Source organism: Citrobacter sp. C1 (assembly GCF_014596895.2).
Taxonomy (GTDB): domain Bacteria; phylum Pseudomonadota; class Gammaproteobacteria; order Enterobacterales; family Enterobacteriaceae; genus Citrobacter; species Citrobacter gillenii.
In genome coordinates this window covers 1-21,140 of sequence record NZ_CP115037.1, presented here as the reverse complement: position 1 = coordinate 21,140, position 21,140 = coordinate 1, and the positions used below count along the sequence as shown (strand labels likewise).

Below are 21,140 nucleotides of genomic sequence, written 5' to 3'. Positions count from 1 at the left end.
GTTGATCGATGAAGGTCACATGGAACAGTGCCAGTTACGCCCAATTTTTACAGCCGACCTTCGATATAAAGCCTGATTTAAAGATCACGTTACTCAACGATTTCACGTCGCTTAAACAAGGCATGTACCCAACCGTATTCGGGAAAGATGGCCCGTATACGGCTCCGGGTGCTATTGTGTCCTCCCGCGTTTATCACGTTCATCTCTTATTCACGAAGCAAGAACGAACCAGTAGCCGCAACAGATTCAATTGCACAAGCGACCGCGCACTCGTTTACAGTCAACATGCACATTTCCAAGATGTGTATAGTCTATTAGCAATCTTCCCGGGCAATGCACATCAGTATGCGAAAGATCCAAAAATCATGGCCGATATCGCTGCATACGCCGCCGCATTTCAAGCTCTCACTAATCCGTGACCAATCACGCTAATAAAATCTCAGAATTTAAATTTCCAGCCTTAAATGATTCCATACCTATTAAGTATGGAATCATTGGATAAAACAGGCTATTTTATGGTTGATCATACAAAAACTTATGCCTAATATACTGTTTATACATACAGCAAAAGGGCTTCACTCAGTGAGTGGACGATGAAAAACACCTTTGATAAAGCACGCGCAGCAGAAAATACCTCTCGGGAAGCCATCGAGTACCTCGAACGCGCTTCCGGTTTGTCGGCAGTGTCGACCGCCAAATTCGACGGAGACATGTCGTTTTCTTCCGCCTTCATGTTATTCACTCGCTTATCTTTACTGATAACGAGGCGTCGACCTGAAATAGCCGTTCATTGTGTTTTGATACATGTAATGCCGCATATCTCTGATGTAAAGGTAAGTGATATAAGTAGGGTCTTGGTCAACCAGCTGGTGAACCCACTGATACTGGAAGGTAAGATCGTCCAGGGCAGACGCGTGTTCTCCCTGATGAAACAGTTCCTGAGCTGGTGCGCTTTTCAGGGGCTGATTGATACATCCCCGTTGCATGATATGTCGCTCAATAGAGTTGCCGGTGGTGCAAAGCCAGTACCGCGCGAACGTAAACTGACCGACGCCGAGGTCTGGGTATTCTGGAACGTCTGGGATTACTTCAATGTGTGCGAAGGCACAAAGTGGGCGGCCAGGCTCTGTCTTGTCGCTGCCAGACGACCCGATGAAGTGCTCCGGGCCAGAAAGGATGAGTTCAACCTTCAACGTGATGTATGGAATCAAGGTACGCGAAACAAATCGGCCAGACAGCACGCGCTGCCATTAAGCCCATTGATGCGCCAATGCGTAGAAGAGTTGTTTGAGTACGGGAAAGGCAGCCAGTGGCTCGTTCCTTCGAATAAGAAGAAGGGCGTGGATACGCCAATGTCTAAGGTGGCCATTGCCCAGGCACTGAGAAGGATACTGGAACGACCTGAGTTGATGGAGGTTGAGTCATTCACCCCACGCGATCTGAGACGTACAGCGCGTAGTTATTTCCCTGCTCTGGGGATTAATCAGGAGGTGGCCCGTAAGATTATGAACCACAGTCTTGAAGGGATAGATCGCGTCTATGATCGCCACGATTATATGGATGAGATGCGAGACGCCTTGAATAACTTCTCAACGTACATCGCATCTATCGTTAATCAAACAGACTTAGACGAGATAGACCACAAATTCAAGGGAGATCGTCTAGCCACGGAGCTTATTCGTGTAAATTTCTCACAGTGACTTGATGGCCTCTACCACCTTTTCTGACGCACCCTGTTGACCGTCAAAACGGTTACGGAACGCTTCTAGAACGAGTTTTTCATCAGCGGAGAGAGGTGCAGTGCCCTCTTCGCGAAAAAACTCAAGCAGCTCAGGATGACGTTCTTCCAGAACCATCAGCATCAGTCGAACCGGATCTGCCTCCAGTGCTTCGGCTAAAGCTCGAACCTTATCGACTGGAAGTGGGATTTTGCCGCTTTTGATGAGGGAGAGGTTGTTGGCGTTCTTGTACCCAACCTCTTTGGCAATGGTAGCCTGACTTTTAGGCGAGATTGTGATTAACGAGTCAATGTAAGCTGCGTAGCGACCTTGTTTGATCTCTGTTTCGTTGGTAGCCATGTAGTGAACCTTGCGTGTTTTGTTTATCTCTGGTAAGTGCTTACTGATATTACAGCAAAGGCCAGGGTTGTAAAGACTTATCTATTTAATTTCGATAGGCACAAAACCCCGGCATACCGCCATTATACTATGGTTTTTAAGCAATTTGTCACCATTCGCTTACAGAAAAAAGTAAGACGCATCTGATATAGGTGCATTCCATATTGATACAATAGGTAGTAGTATTGCCGAACTTTCAAATGTGTTCAGTTGGATGATATGAAATGAAAAATATAACTTCTAAATTGACCGCCCTTGAGGTTGGACACGCATATGCGATTGGACTGGATGGCGTCGCGACGATCCTGACAGAACTAGAATCTGAAGAGCTTCCCGTGGAGATGGTTGATACGACGGTTTTCACTTTTGAGCTAAAAAATAAACATTTCACTCTCATCAATACCGGTTGCGGCTCCCTTGCCGTGAGAACCATTTAAAACACATTCCTGCCTATAGATGCCTGTGCGAACAGCTTAGTTGCCTGTTCGTACAGTGATAAATTACGCACATCAGAAAACAAATTGTTTTAATAACAAGGAAATTCTCATGTCCAAAGCCATGACCAGATCTGTGCTGAAAGAGGTACAGGACTTTCGCGACTGCGTAAAACGAGTTGTAGCGATGCTATCAGGCAAACAGATACCTGTTGCAGAGCGAGGTAATGAAGCATATGTCCGCTACAACCGGCGCGGCGAACCAGTGCTGGTAAACATCCCATCTATACCGGACGACGCGTCACCAACCCTCATGAACGCAGTACGTGGTTTTCTCGACCATGAGGTAGCCCATATCCTCTTTACTGATCCGAAAGTCGCAATGAAGATGCGCGAGAAAGGAAAGGCTCCGTCTACCGGGCTTTGGAACGCGCTGGAAGACGTTTTTATTGAACGCAGAATGGGACAGGTATTCAACGGAACTCGTCGCAATTTGCTGGCCACACAGAACCTGGTGATCGACAAATACTTCAAGGGCAAAGTTTCAGAGGCGGTTTCAATCTGCCACGGCAACCAGCGTGAATTGTTCCTGAAATTCTTCCTTTGCCCGGTCGTTCGCGCCTGGGATGGCCAAAGCCCTTTCATCGACTTTATGGAAGAACACTGGTACCTCATCGAGAAGCCTGTGGCCTTGCTCAAAGAGCATGGTATCGACGTGGCCGTTCGCAATATGTCGAACACAGAAGACTGCGTGAAGGTAGCAGCTGCTATCGCCCAAATCATGCAGGATATGAAAGACAAGCCAGAGGGCAAATTACCAGAGCTTAAATCGTCTGCTAGGAAGCCGTCGAAGAGTGAGGATGAGTCAGAGGAAACCCCAGAAGCCGGTGACGAACCGACTCATAGTGAATCAGCACCAAAGCGTACCAAAGGCGAAGACGACGACAAGGAAGAGCAAGAAGATGATGCCTCAGAAGAGGAAGAGTCTGGGGATTCTGATTTGCCTGAATCAGTAGATAAGGACTTACCTACAGAAGATAAAGAAATTAGTGATACAGAAAGTAAATATACAGAAGCAGGCGAAGAGGAATCAGGAGACACCCCAGAATCCGATGATGCCGGCATGGAATCAAGTGATTCTGATGACGAAGGTGGTAGTGATGACACTGGCTCTCCAACGCCTGGTGATGGCATTCGCGAAGACGCCGATGACTCCGATGGTTATGGCTCTGGCGCCGCTGGCGATGGGGATGGGGATAGTGATAGTGATGACGGCGAAGACTCCGATGCCGGTCACGGGGAGTCGGAAGGAGAAGGCGAAGAGGAAGATGATGCCGCCGATCAAACAGACGGCGAAGGTAAAGAAAATGAGGATGCTGCGGAAGCGCCTGAAGACAGTGAGTCAGGCTTTGTTCCTGCTCCGGATGAAATGACTCTGGAGGACGCACTCAAGGCGCTCGACGAGATGGAAGACGGAACCGGTGAAATGACCGAAGACGCACTGTCGGCCACCATCAGTAAGGAGCTTATGAGCACCTCGCTTTCTGAGTATCGCCCATACGATCGTTCATACGACTTTATCGGGCTGATTGATGAGGCTGAAGAGCATGTTAAGCGCACAAGAAAGACATTTGGCGCAATCCCAATGCACTCACCTGTCGATCGCTACCGCATGGTTCCGGAAGGCAGAAAACTCTTTGAACTGAAAATCGAAAAACATCTGTCAGCAGGCGTTTCTTCGACTCTGGCCAAAGACCTGGAGCGAGCTATCGCCAGCCGCAACCGAGTTCAGTTTATCCCAGGCCAGAGACGTGGGCGGATACATGGCGCGAACCTGTATCGTCTGGCAATGAACGACGACCGAGTGTTCCGCAAGAAAGAAGACCACAGAGCGGTGAACGCGTGCGTCCAGCAGGTGATCGACTTGTCCGGCTCAATGGGTGGCAGGAAGATTCAACTGGCACTCGCCAGCGCCTACACCATTGCAGATGCCCTAGATCGTATCAATGTGCCTAACATTATCACCGGCTTTACCACGTTTGGTAGCCCTGATTATGAAACCATGTCGAAGCGCGGATTTACACGTTTCGAGGCGCTCATGCTGCCCATTATCAAAAACTGGAATGAGAAAGCTAACTCTCCAGAGATCCGCGCCCGCATGGGCTGCGTGTGTGAGACGTTCCCCCTGCTCAATAACGTCGATGGTGAGAGCGTCGCGCAGCTGGCGACTCTGTTTGCGGGGCGAATGGAGGACAAGAAGATCATGCTGGTTATGAGCGACGGGGCGCCATGTGCTGCAGGCGATGGGTTCCATCAGCATTTGCGAACCGTCACCAAAGAAATTGAGACGTTGAGTGACATCGATTTGATGGCTATCGGCGTTTTGACCGACGCACCACGGCGTTACTACAAAAATTACGCATTGGTAAACAGCGTAGAAGAGTTAGGGCCGTCAGTTGTCACTGAGCTATCTCGTATCATTCTTGGGTAATGGCTTTACCTGTAAAAATAAGTAATCACTTACTATACAGCCTAATATATTTATATAAGATATACCCCACGAACGACAAACAGTAAGGAAAAACACATGACCGCTACTGCACTACAGCAAGAAGAACATTTGCCGGAAGCCATCGTCTGCAAGTGGTGTGGCAAATCCTTTCATTACCTGAAATCCCATATCTCTATGGGCCGTTGCGAAAACATTCCTGAGTCCGCGAAGGGTCTGGACGTGGACGAAGTGGTGAAAATGTACACCTCTGCGTTTCCGGATGAACCAACGATCTCTCGCACGGCACTGGCCAAACTCAATGAGAAGCGTGCCGAAAAGCATTCAGGCGAAGGAAAAGTAGCGGAGATTAGCGCACATCCGGGCTACGTAGGAACGGTCGAATACAAGACTGAACTGGTGGCCGCGCACGAGCTGCTTGGCGTAACGATCAAAGAGCTGGGAACGCCACGCGGAAAACCACTACAGGTGACAGTCAACGTCAACACGCCATATCCGGAGTTCGTACCGGAAGCGAAGAAGAACTATGTGTATGGCGACTTCGACCTAATTAAAGACATCTTCATGATGCTGGAAATCGGAATCCCAGGCTATCTCTGGGGTCATGCAGGAACCGGTAAATCTTCTCTTCCTACGCAGCTATGCGCCCTGCTGAATCGACCACTGATCCGCGCCCAGCATACGGCATCTATGGAAGAAGCACACGTTACAGGTCAGATCCTCGCTCGCGATGGCTCCACCTACTTCGAGCCTGGTTTGCTGGCGCTGGCGATGAAAAATGGCTGGGTGTACCTCGCTGATGAATATGACTTCGCGTTCCCGCAGATTCTGGGTGTGTACCAGCCAGTTCTTGAAGGAGAGCCGCTGATCATCAAAGAGGCAACTCCGGACTGGCGCCGTATCACTCCGCATAAACGCTTTGCCTTCATTGGCACTGGCAACACTAACGGCTCTGGCGACGAAACGGGTCTCTATCAAGGTACGAACATCCAAAACGCGGCGAACTTCTCGCGCTTCGGCATTGTTTCGAACGTGAAGTACATGAGCACTAAGGCTGAAGTCAACATGCTGGCTGAGGCTGGCGTCATCCGCGAATACGCCGAGAAGATGGTGAAGTTCGCGAACCTTGTCCGTGAAGGTTATGAACAGCATCTGATCAGCCAGCCAATCGGCCCTCGCGAGCTGCTGCTGTCCGCAAAAATCGGAATGATGCGCGGTGATTTCTCTGCCGGCATCGAAAAGTCGTTTATCAATAAACTTCCATCCACGTCTGCACAGGCAGCGCGTGAAGTGGTTCAGAAGATCTTCGGTTAATCGTGCGTAAAGGATGTTTCGGCTCTCTTATCGCAGCGTCTGAAACTGGCCGGGCTTGTCTGGCGTGTCCGGATAGGTCCGAGTGCCACCAGTCAGCCAAAGAGGTTGCGATTTCGATGTATGGGAAGTTCGTTGGCTTCCCCAATGACAAAATCAAGAAAACCAGAAAGGTAAAAACACATGAAGGCTCTGATGGTCAGAACTGACTTCTCCCTGGGAGAGTCGGCTCTAAAAGCAGAAAACGCGGTGAAAATCGCGAGAGACGCTGGCTACACCGCTGTCATTTCCGCTGACAGCATGAACATTGCCAGTGTGATCCCCCTGCAGCGTGCCGCTGGCGACGACATGGCGGTTATTTGTGGTGTTAAGCTGAATGTGGTCGACGATCCGACATACGAGCACCGCGCCCGCCTGGCGAAAGAGTCAGGAGGATGTATGGAATCATTGGTGCGTGATCGCAGCTACTGCTTCACGGCACTGATAAAGAATGAGCAAGGTTATCGCGACGTGTGCGAACTGATGACCTTAGCCAACAAGCGCGAGCAATTCTACTTTGTCCCGCGTCTGGCACTTGACCAGCTGGCGGCCGCATATGCCAAAGGCAACATCATCCTGCTGACGTCCGACATTGGCAGTGTATTCCAGCGCCGGGACTTCGCAAAGATTATCGGGACGCTGGTGACAGCTGGAGGACGCGATAACTTCTACAGCGTGGTTTATCCGCACCCTACCCCATTCTACGACCAGATTAACGTCCGGGCGATGAAAGTGGCGAGCGCACTGAAAATAGAGCCAGTGGCGTTCTATCCCGCTTATTACGAAGCGGTCGACGACGCTGACATTAAAGACATTGCGCACATGGTTACGAACAACATCAAAATCGACCAGCCGCATCGTCTGCGTATTCCCCACCAGCGAGATAACGCCGTTAATGGTCGCCGCCATCTTCTTGAAGCGCTGAAAGCCTTCTCCGTTCGAATGGATGTGCCGGTAACAGCTGCAATGGCCTCAACAACGCAGGACACCATTATTGAAGCCTGCACATGGCGCTGGCATGAATTGCCACCAGCACTGCCCAAGATGGCAGACGACGAGCCTGCAACGCTGATGAAGCTGGCTGTCGCGGGGCTGCGCAAGCGTCTTACTACCAAAGAGTTTGGCTACACACCACCGGCTTCTGAGCACCGTGTGTATGTTGATCGCCTGAAGTACGAAATGGACACGCTGACCCGTCTGGGCTTCTGTGGCTACTTCCTGATGGTGCGCGACCTGATGAATCACAGCCGTGAAACTGGCATTCCTGTCGGGCCAGGTCGTGGTTCCTCTGCCGGTTCTCTGGTGGCGTGGTGCATAGGCATAACCAACGTCGATCCTATCCGTCACGGTCTTCTGTTTGAGCGTTTCATCAACCCTGAACGTCTCGACTTACCGGATGCGGATCTGGACTTCAGCCAGGCACGTCGTCATGAGGTGATCGAGTATCTGAATGAACGCTATGGCGAAGATTACGTTGCCGGTATTCCGAACTTCACCTATCTGGGCGCCGCTTCTGCGCTGCGTGACACTGCGCGTATTTACGGTGTCGACGCTGCGGATATGGCGGTATCCAAAGAGTTCAAGAATCTGGAGGACGATAGCCTGTCGCTGGAAGAGCTGCGCGAGCAACTGGCCAGCCTGGACAAATACGCCACGAAAAACCCGGAAGCGTTCAAAGCGGCGTGTAAACTGCAAAGCCTGATGCGTGGTTTTGGCCGTCATGCAGCGGGGATGATCGTCGCTGGCGTTCCACTGGTAGAGCGCACGCCCGTCGAGCTGCGTGGCAACGCTCGCTGTATTGCATTCGATAAACGTTACTGCGAGGCAATGGGGCTGATTAAGCTGGACGTTCTCGGTCTGGCAACGCTCGATCTGCTGGATAGCGCGAAACGCTACATCAAAGAGAGCACCGGTGAAGACATCAATCTCGATGCTATCCCACTGGACGATCGCAAGGTTCTGGATGGGTTCGCTGCAGGGTACACGCAGGGCGTATTCCAGCTGGAGTCCGGCCCCATGCGCAAGCTGCTTAAAGATCTGGGCGGTGGCATTGAGCCAATGAGCTTCAAAACCGTTGTCGCCACGACCGCGCTCTTCCGACCTGGCCCGATCCAATCCGGCATGTTGGACGACTATGTCTCCGTGGCCAAAGGCTTCATGGCCCCACAGTCGCTGCACCCGGTACTGGACGAACTTACCGCGGAAACCAACGGCGTGATTCTGTATCAGGAACAGACGATGAACGCGACACGATTGCTGGCTGGCTTCACGATGGCCGAAGCTGATGGTGTGCGTAAAGCGATCGGTAAAAAGGATATGGAAAAGATGAAGAGCATGGGCGAAAAGTTCGTCGTTCAGGCTCAAGCTGGTTGGATCGACGTTGAGATGGAAGACGGCACCACGCAGCGTATTCACCGCGCGGAACACTTCAAATGTGAGGACGGCGCACTGCGGACGGTTGAAGAAGCGCTGGAGGCTGGTGTGAAATTACCTATGGCTGCTGTACGCGTTACAGGGTCACAACCGGGATTGTCTGAGACGAAAGCGAAGGAGATCTGGGATGCCTTCGAGAAGAACGGTGCGTACCAATTCAACAAATCACACAGTGTTGCTTATTCTTTAATCAGCTATCAGTCTATGTGGTTAAAGACACATTACCCTGCTGAGTTCTTCGCTGCTGCGCTCACCATTCTGGGCGAGGATAAGCACCAGGGGCTGGTTAAGGATGCGCTGACCTATGGCATTCGCGTATTGCCACCAGACGTTAACGTGTCATCTAACCGAATTGAGATCCGCACGCTGGAAGACGGCAGCCAGGTTCTGTATGCGCCATTCTCTGCTGTGAAAGGCTGCTCTGAGAATGGTTGCCAGGCCATCATGAGAGCGCGAGAGAAAGTTGGCGGCAAATTCGAGTCACTTGAGCAATTTGAGGAAGCGGTCGAGAAGCGTGCATGTAACAGCCGGGTACGCGAATCACTGCAAAAAGTAGGTGCGTTCGCATCGATTGAGCCTGGCAGTCTGCCAGCGACAGATCCGGAACGACTGCGCGACCAGGCAGAGTTGATGGGCAATCTGGTGATCGACGCTGTAAAAGCCTCTCGACCGTTCGAGATGAACCCTAAGCGCTCTGCCGAGGTGAATGTACTGATGACTCGCATGGCGGCCGAAATGGGTCTGGGAGACGACCTGATCCGCCCAAGCATTGGCATTAAGCCGAAAATCATGGTCATTCTGGACAACGCGAACGGCAATGATGGGCGTACCGGCTACTTCATGGAGAACGGCTACGACGACTTTAAGGCGAAGTTGCTTACTGCAGGCGATCTGCGCATGGGCGATCTCTACGTCACAGGCGTGTGCAAAAAGGTGAAGGACAAAGAGAAGGACTACACCAAAGACGAGATCGGCCAGTTCACCGACTTTATGCGTGAAGAGATCAATCTGGTGCGTCCGACCTATGTGCTGACGTGTGGCAGCCGGGCGACGTCACTCTTCAACAACAAGAGCAAACCATCCGACCTGGTTGGACGCAAAGAGTATCTGCCAGAGCTGGATGTGACCGTTTTCTACGGATTTAACCCGAACATTTTGTACTTTCGCCCAGAGGAAGGCGAAAAGCTGGAAGCAATTCTGGCAGAGGTAGCGGAGACTATTAGCAAATGAATAAAGAGAACACCATGAACGAGGCACAGAAGATTGCACAAGCGCTGGCGGCTATCCCAGCGGATTTTCAGGATAAAGCAGTTGCGGCCACCATGCGGTCGCAGTTCTGGGAAATCATCGACTGCCCGGTCACGTTAGATCTGGCGCTGGCGTTCGCCGGGCTGGATGGTGCCGATAAAGTCAGTCGTTTGCGTAAATGTGCCAGAGCGCTGGCGCTCAAAACGCAAGATCCGAAGGCGTGCCAGTATCTGCTGGAGATCTACGAATCGGATAACCCAGAGGAACATCTGGAGGCGTTCAAATTGTTCCGCAATCGGTTGGTACTGAAGGTGGCCAAAGAGTTTATGGAAGTGAACAAGATTGGCGATGTGAGACAGTACAGACTGAAGCGCCAGACCAGAGTCACGCTATCGAGAATTTTTGGTAAGAAAGTCGCATAATAGAGAAGCCCGCCGAACGGCGGGTTATATGATCTAAATTATTCCGGTTTGAAGCCTTTGAACCGAACGAATGCTGTGCACAAATCTGTCGGCAAAATAATACCGCCGTCAAACCCGCCATTGTTTTTCCCCAACCCAGCATTAACAAATGAGAGTAAAAGCGCTTCATCTGATATTTGATGATGGTTGTTTTCATCGTATTTGGAAAAAGTATCTAACTCATCAATCTCAAAGGAAGGGATACGCTCAAGCGCAACCATTAAGCGACGTAATGTAATAAAATCAATGTATTCAAACGCAAACGCTTTCAAGAATGCTGCTGCAATTTCTGGCTTATTTTCACTCTCCATGCGGTCAATGATTTCAATCAGTCTGTCGCCAGCCTTACCCGCAAATTTGTCATTTTCGTTCAACCGATTGGCCATATTTATTCGTGTAGCATCGTCTAGATCGGCGAAGCCAGAGATGAAACGAATTAACTTTTCCGTGAACCGACGATCATGCACTGAGCTGGCTGTCTTGAAAATTCCTACGAGAGTATTGAGTAAAGGAATCGACTCAAGCGTTCCCGATTCAAGGGCAGAGTCAATAACTAGCTCACCGTAATCCTTGAACAGATCGGTTACATCATCAGATTTTATAACCTCAACCAATGCACTACCACGTTTGGAGTCTTGGGCCATAATTCCTCAATTGCACATCGTTATTAATATTAAATGGAGGGGCAGTAAGACCAAACGCGTAAGGACTATGAAATAGTTTTACGTCGACGTTCGATTAGTGCTGCCGCTATTGACTCAACTTCTTGAAAATCTTTTGAAGCGCTCGCACGTAAGGCAAGGTTCCATTTACTCAGCACACGAGCGTTAATTACCAGGTCGCTATTATCTTTCAATCTACCGTTCTTTAGTAACCATTCGGCCACATCAGCCCAATCCCAGAGTGGAGACTGACCTTTAATGCGTTGGACAGGGCAAGGGAAGTCACCGCTACCGCGAGTGCCATCTTTCAGCATTGCAATCGCCTGTCGGGACATTTCAGTAATTTCCGCAATGTCGCTCAAGCCTACAAGAGCAGAGTCGACAGATTCAACAATAGCGCCGATTCCGGCTGATTCGATATTGTCGACCGCTGATTCAATTGCTGCATCGAGCGATTCAGCTTCGCGGTCGAACTCAACATATACGGAGTTTCCATATGCGCAAATCAGCGCATCGTCACAGCCGCTTCCGTACAGCGCGTCTTCCAGTCCTTCGGTCTCATACGTTACGCCTGAGAGTGTCAGAGTGAAGTTATAAAGCGCCATAGTACCTCTTCGTTTAGTATTCAGAGTATTCTCTTGTTGATTCGGTAAGGAGTTGTTGTAGCAACTCCTTACCGGGCAAAATCAATCGCAGCGATCAACCATACGAATGATTTGCTTGGCATGGTTTTCAGCACTTCTCGGTGTCGACCATACGCTCATCTGGTGATCTCGGTGTTCACCTTCTGGACTGCCGCAGCGCAATTTGCAAAAACAGTGTGCAGAATCGCCTGGTGGAACCCAAACCCAGCCTTGAGTTACAGCATATTCAATGGCCGCTTGAATGTGCTTATTAGTATGTTTCTTCAGATACAATTTATCTCCGGCATATTATATGTTCGATGTTGACAACTGTCAACGGCGAGTGAATTCCATCCGTCCGTGTCTCCACCACATTGTCGTACGCTGTCTACGGCCAGCTTTTAACGGGGCATAGAGTACCAGAACCACCTGATTTTTCACTGGCTTACCTATCTCATAACCTCCATTTCATCATGTCATAATCTCCTCCGCCTGATTCCTCCATGATAAAATTGATATACATAAATAAGCAGGTAATTAACACCATGAGCACCGATATCTACGAAAAAATCATGTCCGATCTGGAGTTCGACCGCGACAATCTGGAGGAAGTCTGGCGTCAGCAACCGCGCCTGTTGATGGAGTACGGCTCTAAGCTGGCGCGGGCAGAACGCGAAGTCGCAGATGCAAAACTCTCCCTCGATGCGATTGAGGCGAAAATCTACGACAATGAGCGTAAGAACCTGAGTATGAACGGTATTAAGTTCAATGAATCCGTACTGGAGGCGAAGGTAAGAACCAACCCGCAATACCTCGCAAAGCGCCAGAAACTCGACGATGCCCGGCACATTGCAGATCTGTACAAGCACGCTGTAGCCGCCTTCTCCCACCGCCGCGACATGATTGTCCAGGCGTCCAAAATGGCTATCGTGGAGATTGAACGTTTGGGCGCCGAACGTTTCCACTCTCCCCGTTAATTTATGCTAGATCATAAGTAAGCACTGATCTATCATCCTTCTCGCTCGAAAGAGCCACGAATAAACGAACGCCCAACGCGCATAGCGCCAATGGCCACAATCACAACAAGGAGAAATACATGTCTAAGTCATTACTTGATCTGCTTAACAAGACCCGTGGCGATATTGCTTCTAAACGTGGCAATAACGTTGATTTGACCCGTCTGAAAGACGGCAATAACTATCTGCGCATTTTTCCGAACAAGGACGACCCGAATGGCGTGTTCTTCCAGACTTTCGGTATGCACTACGTTAAGCATCAGAATGAGGAAGGCAAAGATGTAACCACCGCCTACATCTGCGAACAACACACCCACGGCCACGCTTGCCAGCTGTGTGAGATGGTTATGGAAGGTCGTGCTCGCTTTAAGGGCAACAAAGCGATGGAAGAGCGCATTAACAGTATGCGTGCTACACCTCGTTATCTGGTCAACGGTGTTCTGTCTGCGCGTGAAGACTTTGCGGACGCAGAGAAATGCCAGCTGATTGAGCTGCCGTCTACGGTCTTCGACGATATCTGCAAAGTGATGTCCGAAGATATTGCGGATGATATCGGCAACCCACTGAGCAAAGAAGAAGGCTATGCGTTCCTGATTAAGCGTACCGGTTCCGGTCGTGACACCAAGTACGACGTATCCCCGAAACGTAAAGTCTACAAAGGCGACATTCCTGAGAAGCTCTGGACTACCCAACACGATCTGATCGCATACGCGAACCAGGCTGACGAAACCCGTCTGCTGTCTACGGCTCGCACTATGGGTCGTCTGATTGGTATCGCGGCTCCGGCAGCAACAATGTCCTCTCCGGCCATTTCTTCCGCTGCAAAATCAGCTGCTGCTGAACTGCCAGGCTTTGGCTCTATCACTGGTCATACGGAAGGTGCAGCTGCTGTCGCTACAGCACACACTCCGGCTCCAGAGTCCACCAGCCTGGTTGATGAAGAGATCCTGCGTGCCGCTGAAGCTGAGTTCAAGCCGGAAACTAAACCGGAAGAAGTTAAAGCTCCGGAAGCCGCCGCAGCTGCAAGTGCTTCAGCATCTGCTGCCACTGCATCTGCACCAGCTGACGAAGGTCTCGACGACCTGCTGGCTGAACTGGACGCTCTGTAATCCCATAACGTGACCAGTAAGGCGTCTACGGACGCCTTACTTTTTTGGAAGGAGTGTACCGGTGAATTATCTCTTTGTGGACGGTAACAGCCTTGGCTATTACCACCAGCAATCCGACAAATTACACAACGGCGAGATGGAAGTTCAGGCGGCTTTTGGCTTCGTGAAGAACGTTCGTCGTTACGCCTCAATTCTCCATGCCCGCCCAATGATCTTGTGGGATGGATTCAGCGACAAACGTCGCGACTTCTACCCGGAGTACAAAGCGAATCGCGATGACGACCCGGATATGAAGAAGATGAAAGAAGGCTTTGCCATCCAGAAGCCGTACATCTTGAAAATGATGACCGCGCTGGGCGTTAACCAACTCATTGCAAAGGACGCAGAAGCGGACGACCTGGCTGGAATGCTGGTCTCTCGCCTGGCTCCGCAGCCGACCGTCGATCACATCTACCTGCTGACTGGCGATGGCGACTGGCTCCAGCTGGTTCGCGAGAATGTGAGCTGGGTAAGCCTGCGTGAAGATGCCAAGCACAAGCAGGTGAACTTCGAACAGTTCGCAGAGCTGACCGGTCTGCCAACGCCACGCGCGTTTCTGGAAGCGAAAGCGTTGCAGGGCGATAACTCGGACAACATCAAAGGCGTCGGTGGCATTGGTGACGGTGGCGCGAAAGAGTTACTTCATGAATGGGGAAGCGTGGCCGCAATGGTACGCGGCATTAACGACGGCTCCATTGTCATCAACAAAGGTCGCTATAAGACGGCATTCAACAAGCTGGCAAAGAACGCCTTCAACGAGAAGACGGGCTGCCGGATGCTCGAAGCCTTTAAGCGCAACATGATGCTGATGAACCTTATCGACACAAAATTCCCACCCAGCGAAATCGAGTCGATTAAAGGCGCACGCGACATGAATGCCTTCGAACAGATGTGTTACGAGCTGAACTTCCGGTCGTTTCTGGAAGATCTGGAAGTGTTTGTTCTGCCGTTTGAGAGGTACTGCTGATGCTGAAATCCATCATTAATGGCGGGGCAACTACGCCAACCATGCTGGCTAAAGAGATTGTCTTCTGCCACGGCGAGCACGCTGTGGTGGCGCTGCCGAACATTCTGGGCGCTGCTGGCATTTCTGCTACTGAGCGTGAGTTCGCGCTGGTCAGCGAGCAGGTCGTGAAGATCATCGCTCGCGTCGCCAAACACCTGAACCACGACGCAATCAAGTTTGACGAAGCCGCTGCTTCGAAGCGAATCAACGAATCAAAAGGAGCCTAATCATGGCAAAAGGCAAATCCGCACTGGCACTGGCGCTGAAAAAGAAAATCGGCAGCAATGACGAGATCCAGAAGGTCTCCCACTGGATTGACTCCGGTTTCCCTCCACTGAACAAAGCCATTTCCGGACGTTACGACGGTGGTTTTCCGTGTGGGCGTATCGTTGAAGTCTTCGGGCCGCCAAGCGCCGGTAAAACCTTTTTGGCAACGGCTGCGATGGTGTCAGCACAAAAGCAGGATGGTCTGGCCGTGTTCCTCGACCACGAAAACAGCTTCGACGTTGGTCTTGCGGTGGCGAACGGTCTGAACGCCGACGAAGACGATGGTCAGTGGGTCTACAAACAGCCGGATACCTTCGAAGACTCCGTTGAGCTGATCGGCACAATCCTCAAGCTGGTTCGCGACGAAGAGCTTATCCCGGAAACAGCCCCTATCTGCATCGTTGCCGACTCTCTGGCGTCGATGGTTCCGAACTCGAAGGCTGAGAAGTTCGACAAGATGGCAGAAGGCACTGCGAAGGACAAAGATCAGCTGAACATGAACGACAACACGGCGCTGGCTCGCGCGACGAGTGCGAACTTCCCTACTCTGGCGCTTTGGGCGCGTAAGTACAACGCGTGCATCATCTTCTTGAACCAGGTGCGTACCAAAATTGGCGTGATGTTTGGCGATCCGACTACGTCTCCGGGTGGCGACTCTCCGAAGTTCTACGCGTCGGTGCGCATCCGTCTGGGTGCATCCGTCATGAAGGATGGTAAAGAGAAGATCGGACAGGACGTTGGCGCCGAGTGCATTAAAAACAAAGTCGCACCTCCGTTTGGCAAATGCTCATGGAAATTCTACTTCGACCCGACTCGCGGGCTGGACGTCATCGAATCTCTGGTTGAGTACATGCTGGAGGAAGGATACCTGCCCAAGAACGCCAGCGGGCGTGTGGAAATTGGCGATAAGAAATACACCAAATCGCAGATCGTCGAGATGTACCGCGAGAAGCCACTCCCGGAAATCATCGCAGCACTCCAGGCGATAGACGAACGGCGAACGAAAGAGTCGTCACCAGCAGAGACAGAAGAAGCGTAATCACAAGGCGTCCATTGGACGCCTTTTTTATACTTGAAAATATATAAGTACTTACTTATCATTTCTACACCAAAACGACAAAAGGAAACACATGATTAAGGGTTATCTCATGGCTGTTTCAGCAGTGGTATCAGTCTGCTTTATTTACGGTTTACTGGTTCCATCGCTTATATCAGCTAAAAGCGATCTGGCCTTCTTTATCGGACTTGCCATCGCTTTAATCTTCCCGGTTGCCTTGTTAAAAGCTGGCCGCAGGTATATCAACTCACTCAATAAAACTAAGGAGAAGTAAGTAATGAAGAAAGGTTTACTGGCGGTGGCTTTGGCTGCTATTTGCACAATGGGTCTGACCGGCTGCGATCGCGTGGAACCGGGATACGTTGGCATTAAGGTAAACAAATTGGGTGAAGACAAAGGTATCGGTGAAGTTGTCGGTGTTGGCCGTCAGTGGACTGGTCTGAATACCGAGCTGTACACCTTCCCCACTTTCAAACAGATGAAAACCTACGATGAGCCGTTCACATTCCAGATGAGCGACGGTACAGCCATCGGCCACAAAATTGGTGTGGCATATCTGGTTAATCGCGACAAAGTAACTACCGTATTCCAGACCTATCGCAAAGGTGTTGATGACATTACCGACACTGATCTGCGCCAGAAGATTGCGGACTCACTGAACCGTCTGGCCAGCCGCATGACTACCGACACGTTCATCGACGGCGGCAAGGCGTCTCTGCTCGACAATGCGCTGAAAGACATTCAGGCAGAAATGTCACCAGTAGGTATTGAGGTTATTAGCCTGTCATGGGTGGGCAAACCAGACTACCCGGACACGGTCATCGAATCTATCAATGCCAAAGTGACCGCGAACCAGAAAACGCTCCAGCGCCAGCAGGAAGTTGAGCAGCGTAAGGCAGAAGCGAACATGCTGCGTGAACAAGCCGAAGGTGAAGCCGACGCTATCCGCAAACGTGCTCAAGCAGAAGCTGATGCCATTAAGTTGCGCGGTGAAGCGTTGCGTCAGAACCCGAACGTCATGGAGCTGGAAGCCATCAACAAATGGAATGGTCAGTTGCCTCAGTACATGACTGAAGGGGCCAATACTCCGTTTATCGCGTTGAAGTAACAGCCTTTTCAAAGATACGGCGTCCACTTGGACGCCTTTTTTATTTCCGTATTATCACCAACAAGAAAACAAATTGGTTACTAATACGGAATTACCATCCGTAAAAGTACAAAGTGACAACGCCACATAGTTGTTCGGCAACGGATGAGAAGGAGATCGGGAATGAAAAATTACAGCGAGATGACGGACTTTGAGATTAACTGCCTGGTCGCGGAAGCCACCGGCCATCGACCGCTTATCTCACAATATGGCTGGAAAGGCTCACAGGAAGGCGATTACACAGCAGTGGTCGCCATCGGCCCGAACGGAGCCGGAACCTTCGACTGGTGTAACGATCCGGAAGATGCGTGGGACATTATTTACCGACACAGAATCGGCGTAATCCCTGCCAGACAGCCTGGCGAGTGGAGAGCGGCCCACAGAAAGGTGGATAGCTCAACGCCACAGCATCTGATCCAGAACCCTAACCCTTTCAGAGCGGCAATGACCGTGTTCCTTTTAATGCAGGAGAAAAAGCGTGAAGAAACTGTATGACGCGGCCAACGCTGCGCTGGATGTAGTGGATACCGAAATTGCCCAGGGCTTCCCGGAGCCAGAATGGGCGACGCAGCTGCGTGAGGCGATTGCGGAGATGAACGCACCGGAACCTTCAGAAGATGAAGCCGACTGGCAGCGTTTCATCAGAATGTACGCGGAAGAGATTGGCCCGACGCCAACCGCTGAACAGGCCATGCTGCTCAAGTACTTCAAGGAAGCTGGAGAGAATCTGCCGGTTGATGATACACCGCACTGGTTTCACGCCGCCTGGCGTAAGTTCGACGTGATCTACACCCGCAGCCTGGGAAACAAAGATATGGTCGTCTGGCATCTGATGCACATTGATAAGGCTGTCGACCGCACGCTGGAGAAGTTCTTTCCTCCAGCCTGAACACAATGATTGTGCGCCGCATGGCGCACATTAATATAAATAAGCACTTACCAATAAGGAGAAAACACATGAAGATTTTGGTTCGCATTTCAGCCAGCACCGACTATGACGTTTACCCGTTGTTCATGGTCAAGTGCGACGGTCTAAGCGATGAAGAAATTCAAGCGGCAATTGAGCGCAATCTCGTTGAGTACACAGGCATGGATGCAGATTCAGTGCATGTCGATGATGACGGTGTTTGTTGGCACAACGGTAGTTGCTGGTACGTTGACGACACAATGCCGGTAAACGATGAAGACGCGGCTCATCTTGAGCGTATCTTAGGCATCAGCACTTTTGAGTGACATTTACAGCAAAAAATATATAAGTTAGTATCTACCTATCATGAAAACTGTATTAGACACTTTATTACTTATTGTCTCGATAGCTTTTGTGCTCGATTGCATCTTCACCGGAGCAATCCGTAAAGCGCTGGCGCCTGTTAATGGCGCGATGGTTAATGCGCTGGCCGTAGTGCTGGTATTCGACTCAGCATTCGGCGTTATCAAAGGAGTCGTGGCATGAAGAAAATAGCCCTGGCTCTGGCGCTGCTCTCCCTCCCTGTCTACGCGGACACGCACGTCTATGAGTGTGAGATGTCAGTGGCCGAAGTGAAAAACGACGTGATCCGCAATGTTGTCAAAGCCAGCTACGGCGCGATGGTTGTGGACAGCGGCGAACAGTTTTATGTTGTGCGCGATGATCGCGTCCTGTCTTCCCCCTATCTCACCAAACGTAACGGCAAACTGTCTGGCGTGGGTGAAGATAAGTTCGTTTACAACAAATCAGGTGATGTCTACGGCGTTCACGCGAAGAACGCCAGCTACCTTTTCGATGACTGCAAGGAGGTTGGTTGATGGCGGTTACACTGGCAGGTCTGGAAATCGAAAAAACAAGCGGCTACTGGCGTGCCAAAGGGTTTAAGCAACCCGGCGTGCTGGAACGTCTGGAACGTGAGGACGGTGTCATTGTCCACCAGCATCGCGAATGGCGCATGTACGATCCGGAAACAGGTAAGCTCACGACGAAGGCCGGGACACTCTGGGGTCTGCTGAAGAAAATCCACTGATAACACTAACCACTGCGGTGAGTAGCCAGCTCACCGCGTGCGTATCCGACCCATAACCACTGTAGTGAGTAGAACACCCTTCAGGTATGCAATCCAACCACTGTAGTGAGTAAAACGACTGCCGTGATATCCGGTATCCACTGTAGTGAGTAAAGTGGCGATTATCGACGTCGCTATCCACTGTAGGGAGTAAACAGGCGTTCATTCGCAGCAAACAACCACTATAGCGAGTGATGGAATGCGCTCTCCAGCGGGTATCCACTATGGAGAGTAAACCTTCACTGTTTTGAGCGGATATCTACTCACTACAGTGGTTAGTAAACCCAGCCAACCGATTCTGCTCTCCACAGTGGATAGCCAATAACGAAGGGAACAACGATAACCACTATAGAGAGTGGATTTAACAAGATACCCAGTGACCACTAACCTCGCAGCCCTTGATTCATCTAGGTTTGTAACCACTAACATTTATTTCGTTGTTTGCGTGCCACTGCCTACAGTGGTTACTCTTCGGTTGCTGTTACTCACGACAGTGGATAGCGGATTCCAGATAAACAAAAGGCTCACTACAGTGGATAGTGAGCCTTTCTACTCTCTACAGTGGTTGGGCTATTTACGAGTTTTAGCCTTGCGCAGCTCTTCAAGAATCGCCAGTTCTTCCTTGCTCAACATGACCATCTCACCGTCTTTTTCTTCAGGAACAACATCGATAATGTCCTCCGAATCATCACCAGGCAAGATATCTTCTGGTTCTTCCGGCGCAGCTTTAACTGGTGGCAATGCCGGGCGTAACTTCGGCCGCCTATAGTGGATGATGAAGTAGACCGAGCTGCCGCGCTTCACTTCGGTGTAATCGAGATAGCCGATCTCCCGCAGCTGCTCCATCGCCTTCCTGACTGTCGCATTCTGGGTAATGGTGCGGCTGGTTAAGTTAAGTCTGGCGCGTAAGCGAGCCAACGAGATTGGTGCCGGGTCAGGTGGCAAACTTTCGATGAAGGTGTAGAGCGCCTGCGCGGATTCTTTTCTGGAGAGTTCGTTGATTGCCCGGAGTTGCAGAAGAACCTTTTTGTCGAACTGATAGAGTTCGAAAATCTTAGGATCAGCCTGCAGCGAGACCGTGTCGTTCTTTGTGCTGTACTTTGCTGTCTGCACAAGGTGTGTCACGTAATACTCATCAGAGCCTTTACTGCGAAATGAGATAGTGTTTGTGGCAATACGAGTCAGAGAACTGTCCAGGCGCTTACGTAACTTCGCGGACGATCTGGCCGTTGGTATGCCACAGAGCCTGACGAACTCGACGAACGGTAACGTGACAGTGTCGCCAACAACCTTGTGCTTGGCGAACGCGTGGATGATGCCTACCCACGTTTTGAAGTCGTTATCCATATCCAGACGAACGCCGGAGATCCTTATGTCCTCGTACCCTTCGGCTTTGGCCAGAGACAGCTGTTTGAGTTCAGCAGAGGCGTCCATAGAGACCATTTGCCCCTTTCTGCCCCTGGCGGTCGATTTCAGCGTCGGAACGAAGAGACCAAGACGCATCAGAGCAACAGGCTGAACTGTGTTGTTGGTGTTAGGAACTAACGTAACAACTTCGCCGGTCTTTTTGTCTGTTTCTGAGAATGCTTCAACGATCGCTATGTTTTTATTGCCGTTTTCGCTCAT

General features: G+C 50.8%; 25 protein-coding genes. 20 read left to right on the top strand and 5 right to left on the bottom strand.

Going from position 1 to position 21,140, the window contains the following annotated elements; genetic code table 11:
* Positions 1-8 precede the first annotated feature (8 nt).
* Both IB214_RS24890 and IB214_RS24885 read left to right on the top strand, forming a co-directional pair.
* Positions 9-419 (top strand): type II toxin-antitoxin system YafO family toxin, encoded by a 411-nt coding sequence (locus IB214_RS24890; RefSeq protein WP_048228574.1) that lies wholly within the window; start codon positions 9-11, stop codon positions 417-419.
* 174 nt (positions 420-593) lie between these two features.
* Entirely contained in the window at positions 594-1,700 is a 1,107-nt protein-coding gene (locus IB214_RS24885) for a site-specific integrase (RefSeq protein WP_185670160.1), read from the top strand.
* On the opposite strand, the gene IB214_RS24880 is transcribed toward IB214_RS24885, so the two are convergent.
* The gene (locus IB214_RS24880; protein WP_004110129.1) at positions 1,692-2,078 is read right to left on the bottom strand and encodes a transcriptional regulator; all 387 of its coding nucleotides are present in this window, start codon (positions 2,076-2,078) and stop codon (positions 1,692-1,694) included. The genes IB214_RS24885 and IB214_RS24880 overlap by 9 nt on opposite strands.
* Before the next feature lie 263 nt (positions 2,079-2,341).
* Here IB214_RS24880 and IB214_RS24875 point away from each other — a divergent pair, with 263 nt between their 5' ends.
* From IB214_RS24875 to IB214_RS24855, 5 genes are all read left to right on the top strand, one after another.
* Positions 2,342-2,554, top strand: a complete 213-nt coding sequence (locus IB214_RS24875; RefSeq protein ID WP_004110118.1) for a hypothetical protein — start codon at positions 2,342-2,344, stop codon at positions 2,552-2,554.
* Positions 2,555-2,663: 109 nt separating this feature from the next.
* Entirely contained in the window at positions 2,664-5,042 is a 2,379-nt protein-coding gene (locus IB214_RS24870) for a porphyrin biosynthesis protein (RefSeq protein WP_188249380.1), read from the top strand.
* 96 nt (positions 5,043-5,138) lie between these two features.
* Entirely contained in the window at positions 5,139-6,374 is a 1,236-nt protein-coding gene (locus IB214_RS24865) for an AAA family ATPase (RefSeq protein WP_060453979.1), read from the top strand.
* Positions 6,375-6,554: 180 nt separating this feature from the next.
* The gene (dnaE, locus tag IB214_RS24860; protein ID WP_046340570.1) at positions 6,555-10,073 is read left to right on the top strand and encodes a DNA polymerase III subunit alpha; all 3,519 of its coding nucleotides are present in this window, start codon (positions 6,555-6,557) and stop codon (positions 10,071-10,073) included.
* Complete coding sequence (locus tag IB214_RS24855) at positions 10,070-10,513, top strand: hypothetical protein (protein ID WP_149384928.1); 444 nt, start codon at positions 10,070-10,072, stop codon at positions 10,511-10,513. The genes dnaE and IB214_RS24855 overlap by 4 nt, the downstream gene beginning before the upstream one ends.
* A 38-nt stretch (positions 10,514-10,551) precedes the next feature.
* On the opposite strand, the gene IB214_RS24850 is transcribed toward IB214_RS24855, so the two are convergent.
* The 3 genes from IB214_RS24850 to IB214_RS24840 all read right to left on the bottom strand — a co-directional run bounded on the left by IB214_RS24850 (position 10,552) and on the right by IB214_RS24840 (position 12,125).
* Positions 10,552-11,196 (bottom strand): hypothetical protein, encoded by a 645-nt coding sequence (locus tag IB214_RS24850; protein ID WP_149384927.1) that lies wholly within the window; start codon positions 11,194-11,196, stop codon positions 10,552-10,554.
* 65 nt (positions 11,197-11,261) lie between these two features.
* Positions 11,262-11,819 (bottom strand): DNA-binding protein, encoded by a 558-nt coding sequence (locus tag IB214_RS24845; RefSeq protein WP_149384926.1) that lies wholly within the window; start codon positions 11,817-11,819, stop codon positions 11,262-11,264.
* Positions 11,820-11,900: 81 nt separating this feature from the next.
* Positions 11,901-12,125, bottom strand: a complete 225-nt coding sequence (locus IB214_RS24840) for a hypothetical protein (RefSeq protein ID WP_071785734.1) — start codon at positions 12,123-12,125, stop codon at positions 11,901-11,903.
* A 257-nt stretch (positions 12,126-12,382) separates the two neighbouring features.
* Here IB214_RS24840 and IB214_RS24835 point away from each other — a divergent pair, with 257 nt between their 5' ends.
* The 13 genes from IB214_RS24835 to IB214_RS24775 all read left to right on the top strand — a co-directional run bounded on the left by IB214_RS24835 (position 12,383) and on the right by IB214_RS24775 (position 19,475).
* A complete protein-coding gene (locus IB214_RS24835; protein WP_000102109.1) occupies positions 12,383-12,814 on the top strand; it encodes a hypothetical protein in 432 nt (143 codons plus the stop codon).
* Positions 12,815-12,933: 119 nt separating this feature from the next.
* Complete coding sequence (locus IB214_RS24830; protein WP_071684166.1) at positions 12,934-13,962, top strand: regulator; 1,029 nt, start codon at positions 12,934-12,936, stop codon at positions 13,960-13,962.
* A gap of 61 nt (positions 13,963-14,023) precedes the next feature.
* Positions 14,024-14,968 (top strand): 5'-3' exonuclease H3TH domain-containing protein, encoded by a 945-nt coding sequence (locus tag IB214_RS24825; RefSeq protein ID WP_022649902.1) that lies wholly within the window; start codon positions 14,024-14,026, stop codon positions 14,966-14,968.
* Complete coding sequence (locus tag IB214_RS24820; RefSeq protein ID WP_000920226.1) at positions 14,968-15,234, top strand: hypothetical protein; 267 nt, start codon at positions 14,968-14,970, stop codon at positions 15,232-15,234. The genes IB214_RS24825 and IB214_RS24820 overlap by 1 nt, the downstream gene beginning before the upstream one ends.
* 2 nt (positions 15,235-15,236) lie before the next feature.
* A complete protein-coding gene (locus IB214_RS24815) occupies positions 15,237-16,313 on the top strand; it encodes a hypothetical protein (RefSeq protein WP_223240317.1) in 1,077 nt (358 codons plus the stop codon).
* Positions 16,314-16,404: 91 nt separating this feature from the next.
* The gene (locus IB214_RS24810; RefSeq protein ID WP_016051664.1) at positions 16,405-16,605 is read left to right on the top strand and encodes a hypothetical protein; all 201 of its coding nucleotides are present in this window, start codon (positions 16,405-16,407) and stop codon (positions 16,603-16,605) included.
* Between the two features lie 3 nt (positions 16,606-16,608).
* Complete coding sequence (locus tag IB214_RS24805; protein WP_004110049.1) at positions 16,609-17,439, top strand: SPFH domain-containing protein; 831 nt, start codon at positions 16,609-16,611, stop codon at positions 17,437-17,439.
* A gap of 162 nt (positions 17,440-17,601) precedes the next feature.
* Positions 17,602-17,973 (top strand): DUF2591 domain-containing protein, encoded by a 372-nt coding sequence (locus IB214_RS24800; protein ID WP_004110046.1) that lies wholly within the window; start codon positions 17,602-17,604, stop codon positions 17,971-17,973.
* On the top strand, positions 17,957-18,367 hold the full coding sequence (locus IB214_RS24795) for a hypothetical protein (RefSeq protein ID WP_149384924.1): 411 nt from the start codon (positions 17,957-17,959) through the stop codon (positions 18,365-18,367). The genes IB214_RS24800 and IB214_RS24795 overlap by 17 nt, the downstream gene beginning before the upstream one ends.
* A 68-nt stretch (positions 18,368-18,435) precedes the next feature.
* Positions 18,436-18,711 (top strand): hypothetical protein, encoded by a 276-nt coding sequence (locus IB214_RS24790; protein ID WP_149384923.1) that lies wholly within the window; start codon positions 18,436-18,438, stop codon positions 18,709-18,711.
* A 40-nt stretch (positions 18,712-18,751) separates the two neighbouring features.
* Complete coding sequence (locus IB214_RS24785; protein ID WP_004110036.1) at positions 18,752-18,931, top strand: hypothetical protein; 180 nt, start codon at positions 18,752-18,754, stop codon at positions 18,929-18,931.
* The gene (locus IB214_RS24780; RefSeq protein ID WP_016051670.1) at positions 18,928-19,263 is read left to right on the top strand and encodes a hypothetical protein; all 336 of its coding nucleotides are present in this window, start codon (positions 18,928-18,930) and stop codon (positions 19,261-19,263) included. The genes IB214_RS24785 and IB214_RS24780 overlap by 4 nt, the downstream gene beginning before the upstream one ends.
* Complete coding sequence (locus tag IB214_RS24775; protein ID WP_080201279.1) at positions 19,263-19,475, top strand: hypothetical protein; 213 nt, start codon at positions 19,263-19,265, stop codon at positions 19,473-19,475. Before IB214_RS24780 ends, IB214_RS24775 begins: the two co-directional genes overlap by 1 nt.
* Before the next feature lie 609 nt (positions 19,476-20,084).
* Here the strand turns inward: IB214_RS24775 and repA are convergent.
* Entirely contained in the window at positions 20,085-21,140 is a 1,056-nt protein-coding gene (gene repA / locus IB214_RS24770; RefSeq protein ID WP_058652536.1) for a replication protein RepA, read from the bottom strand.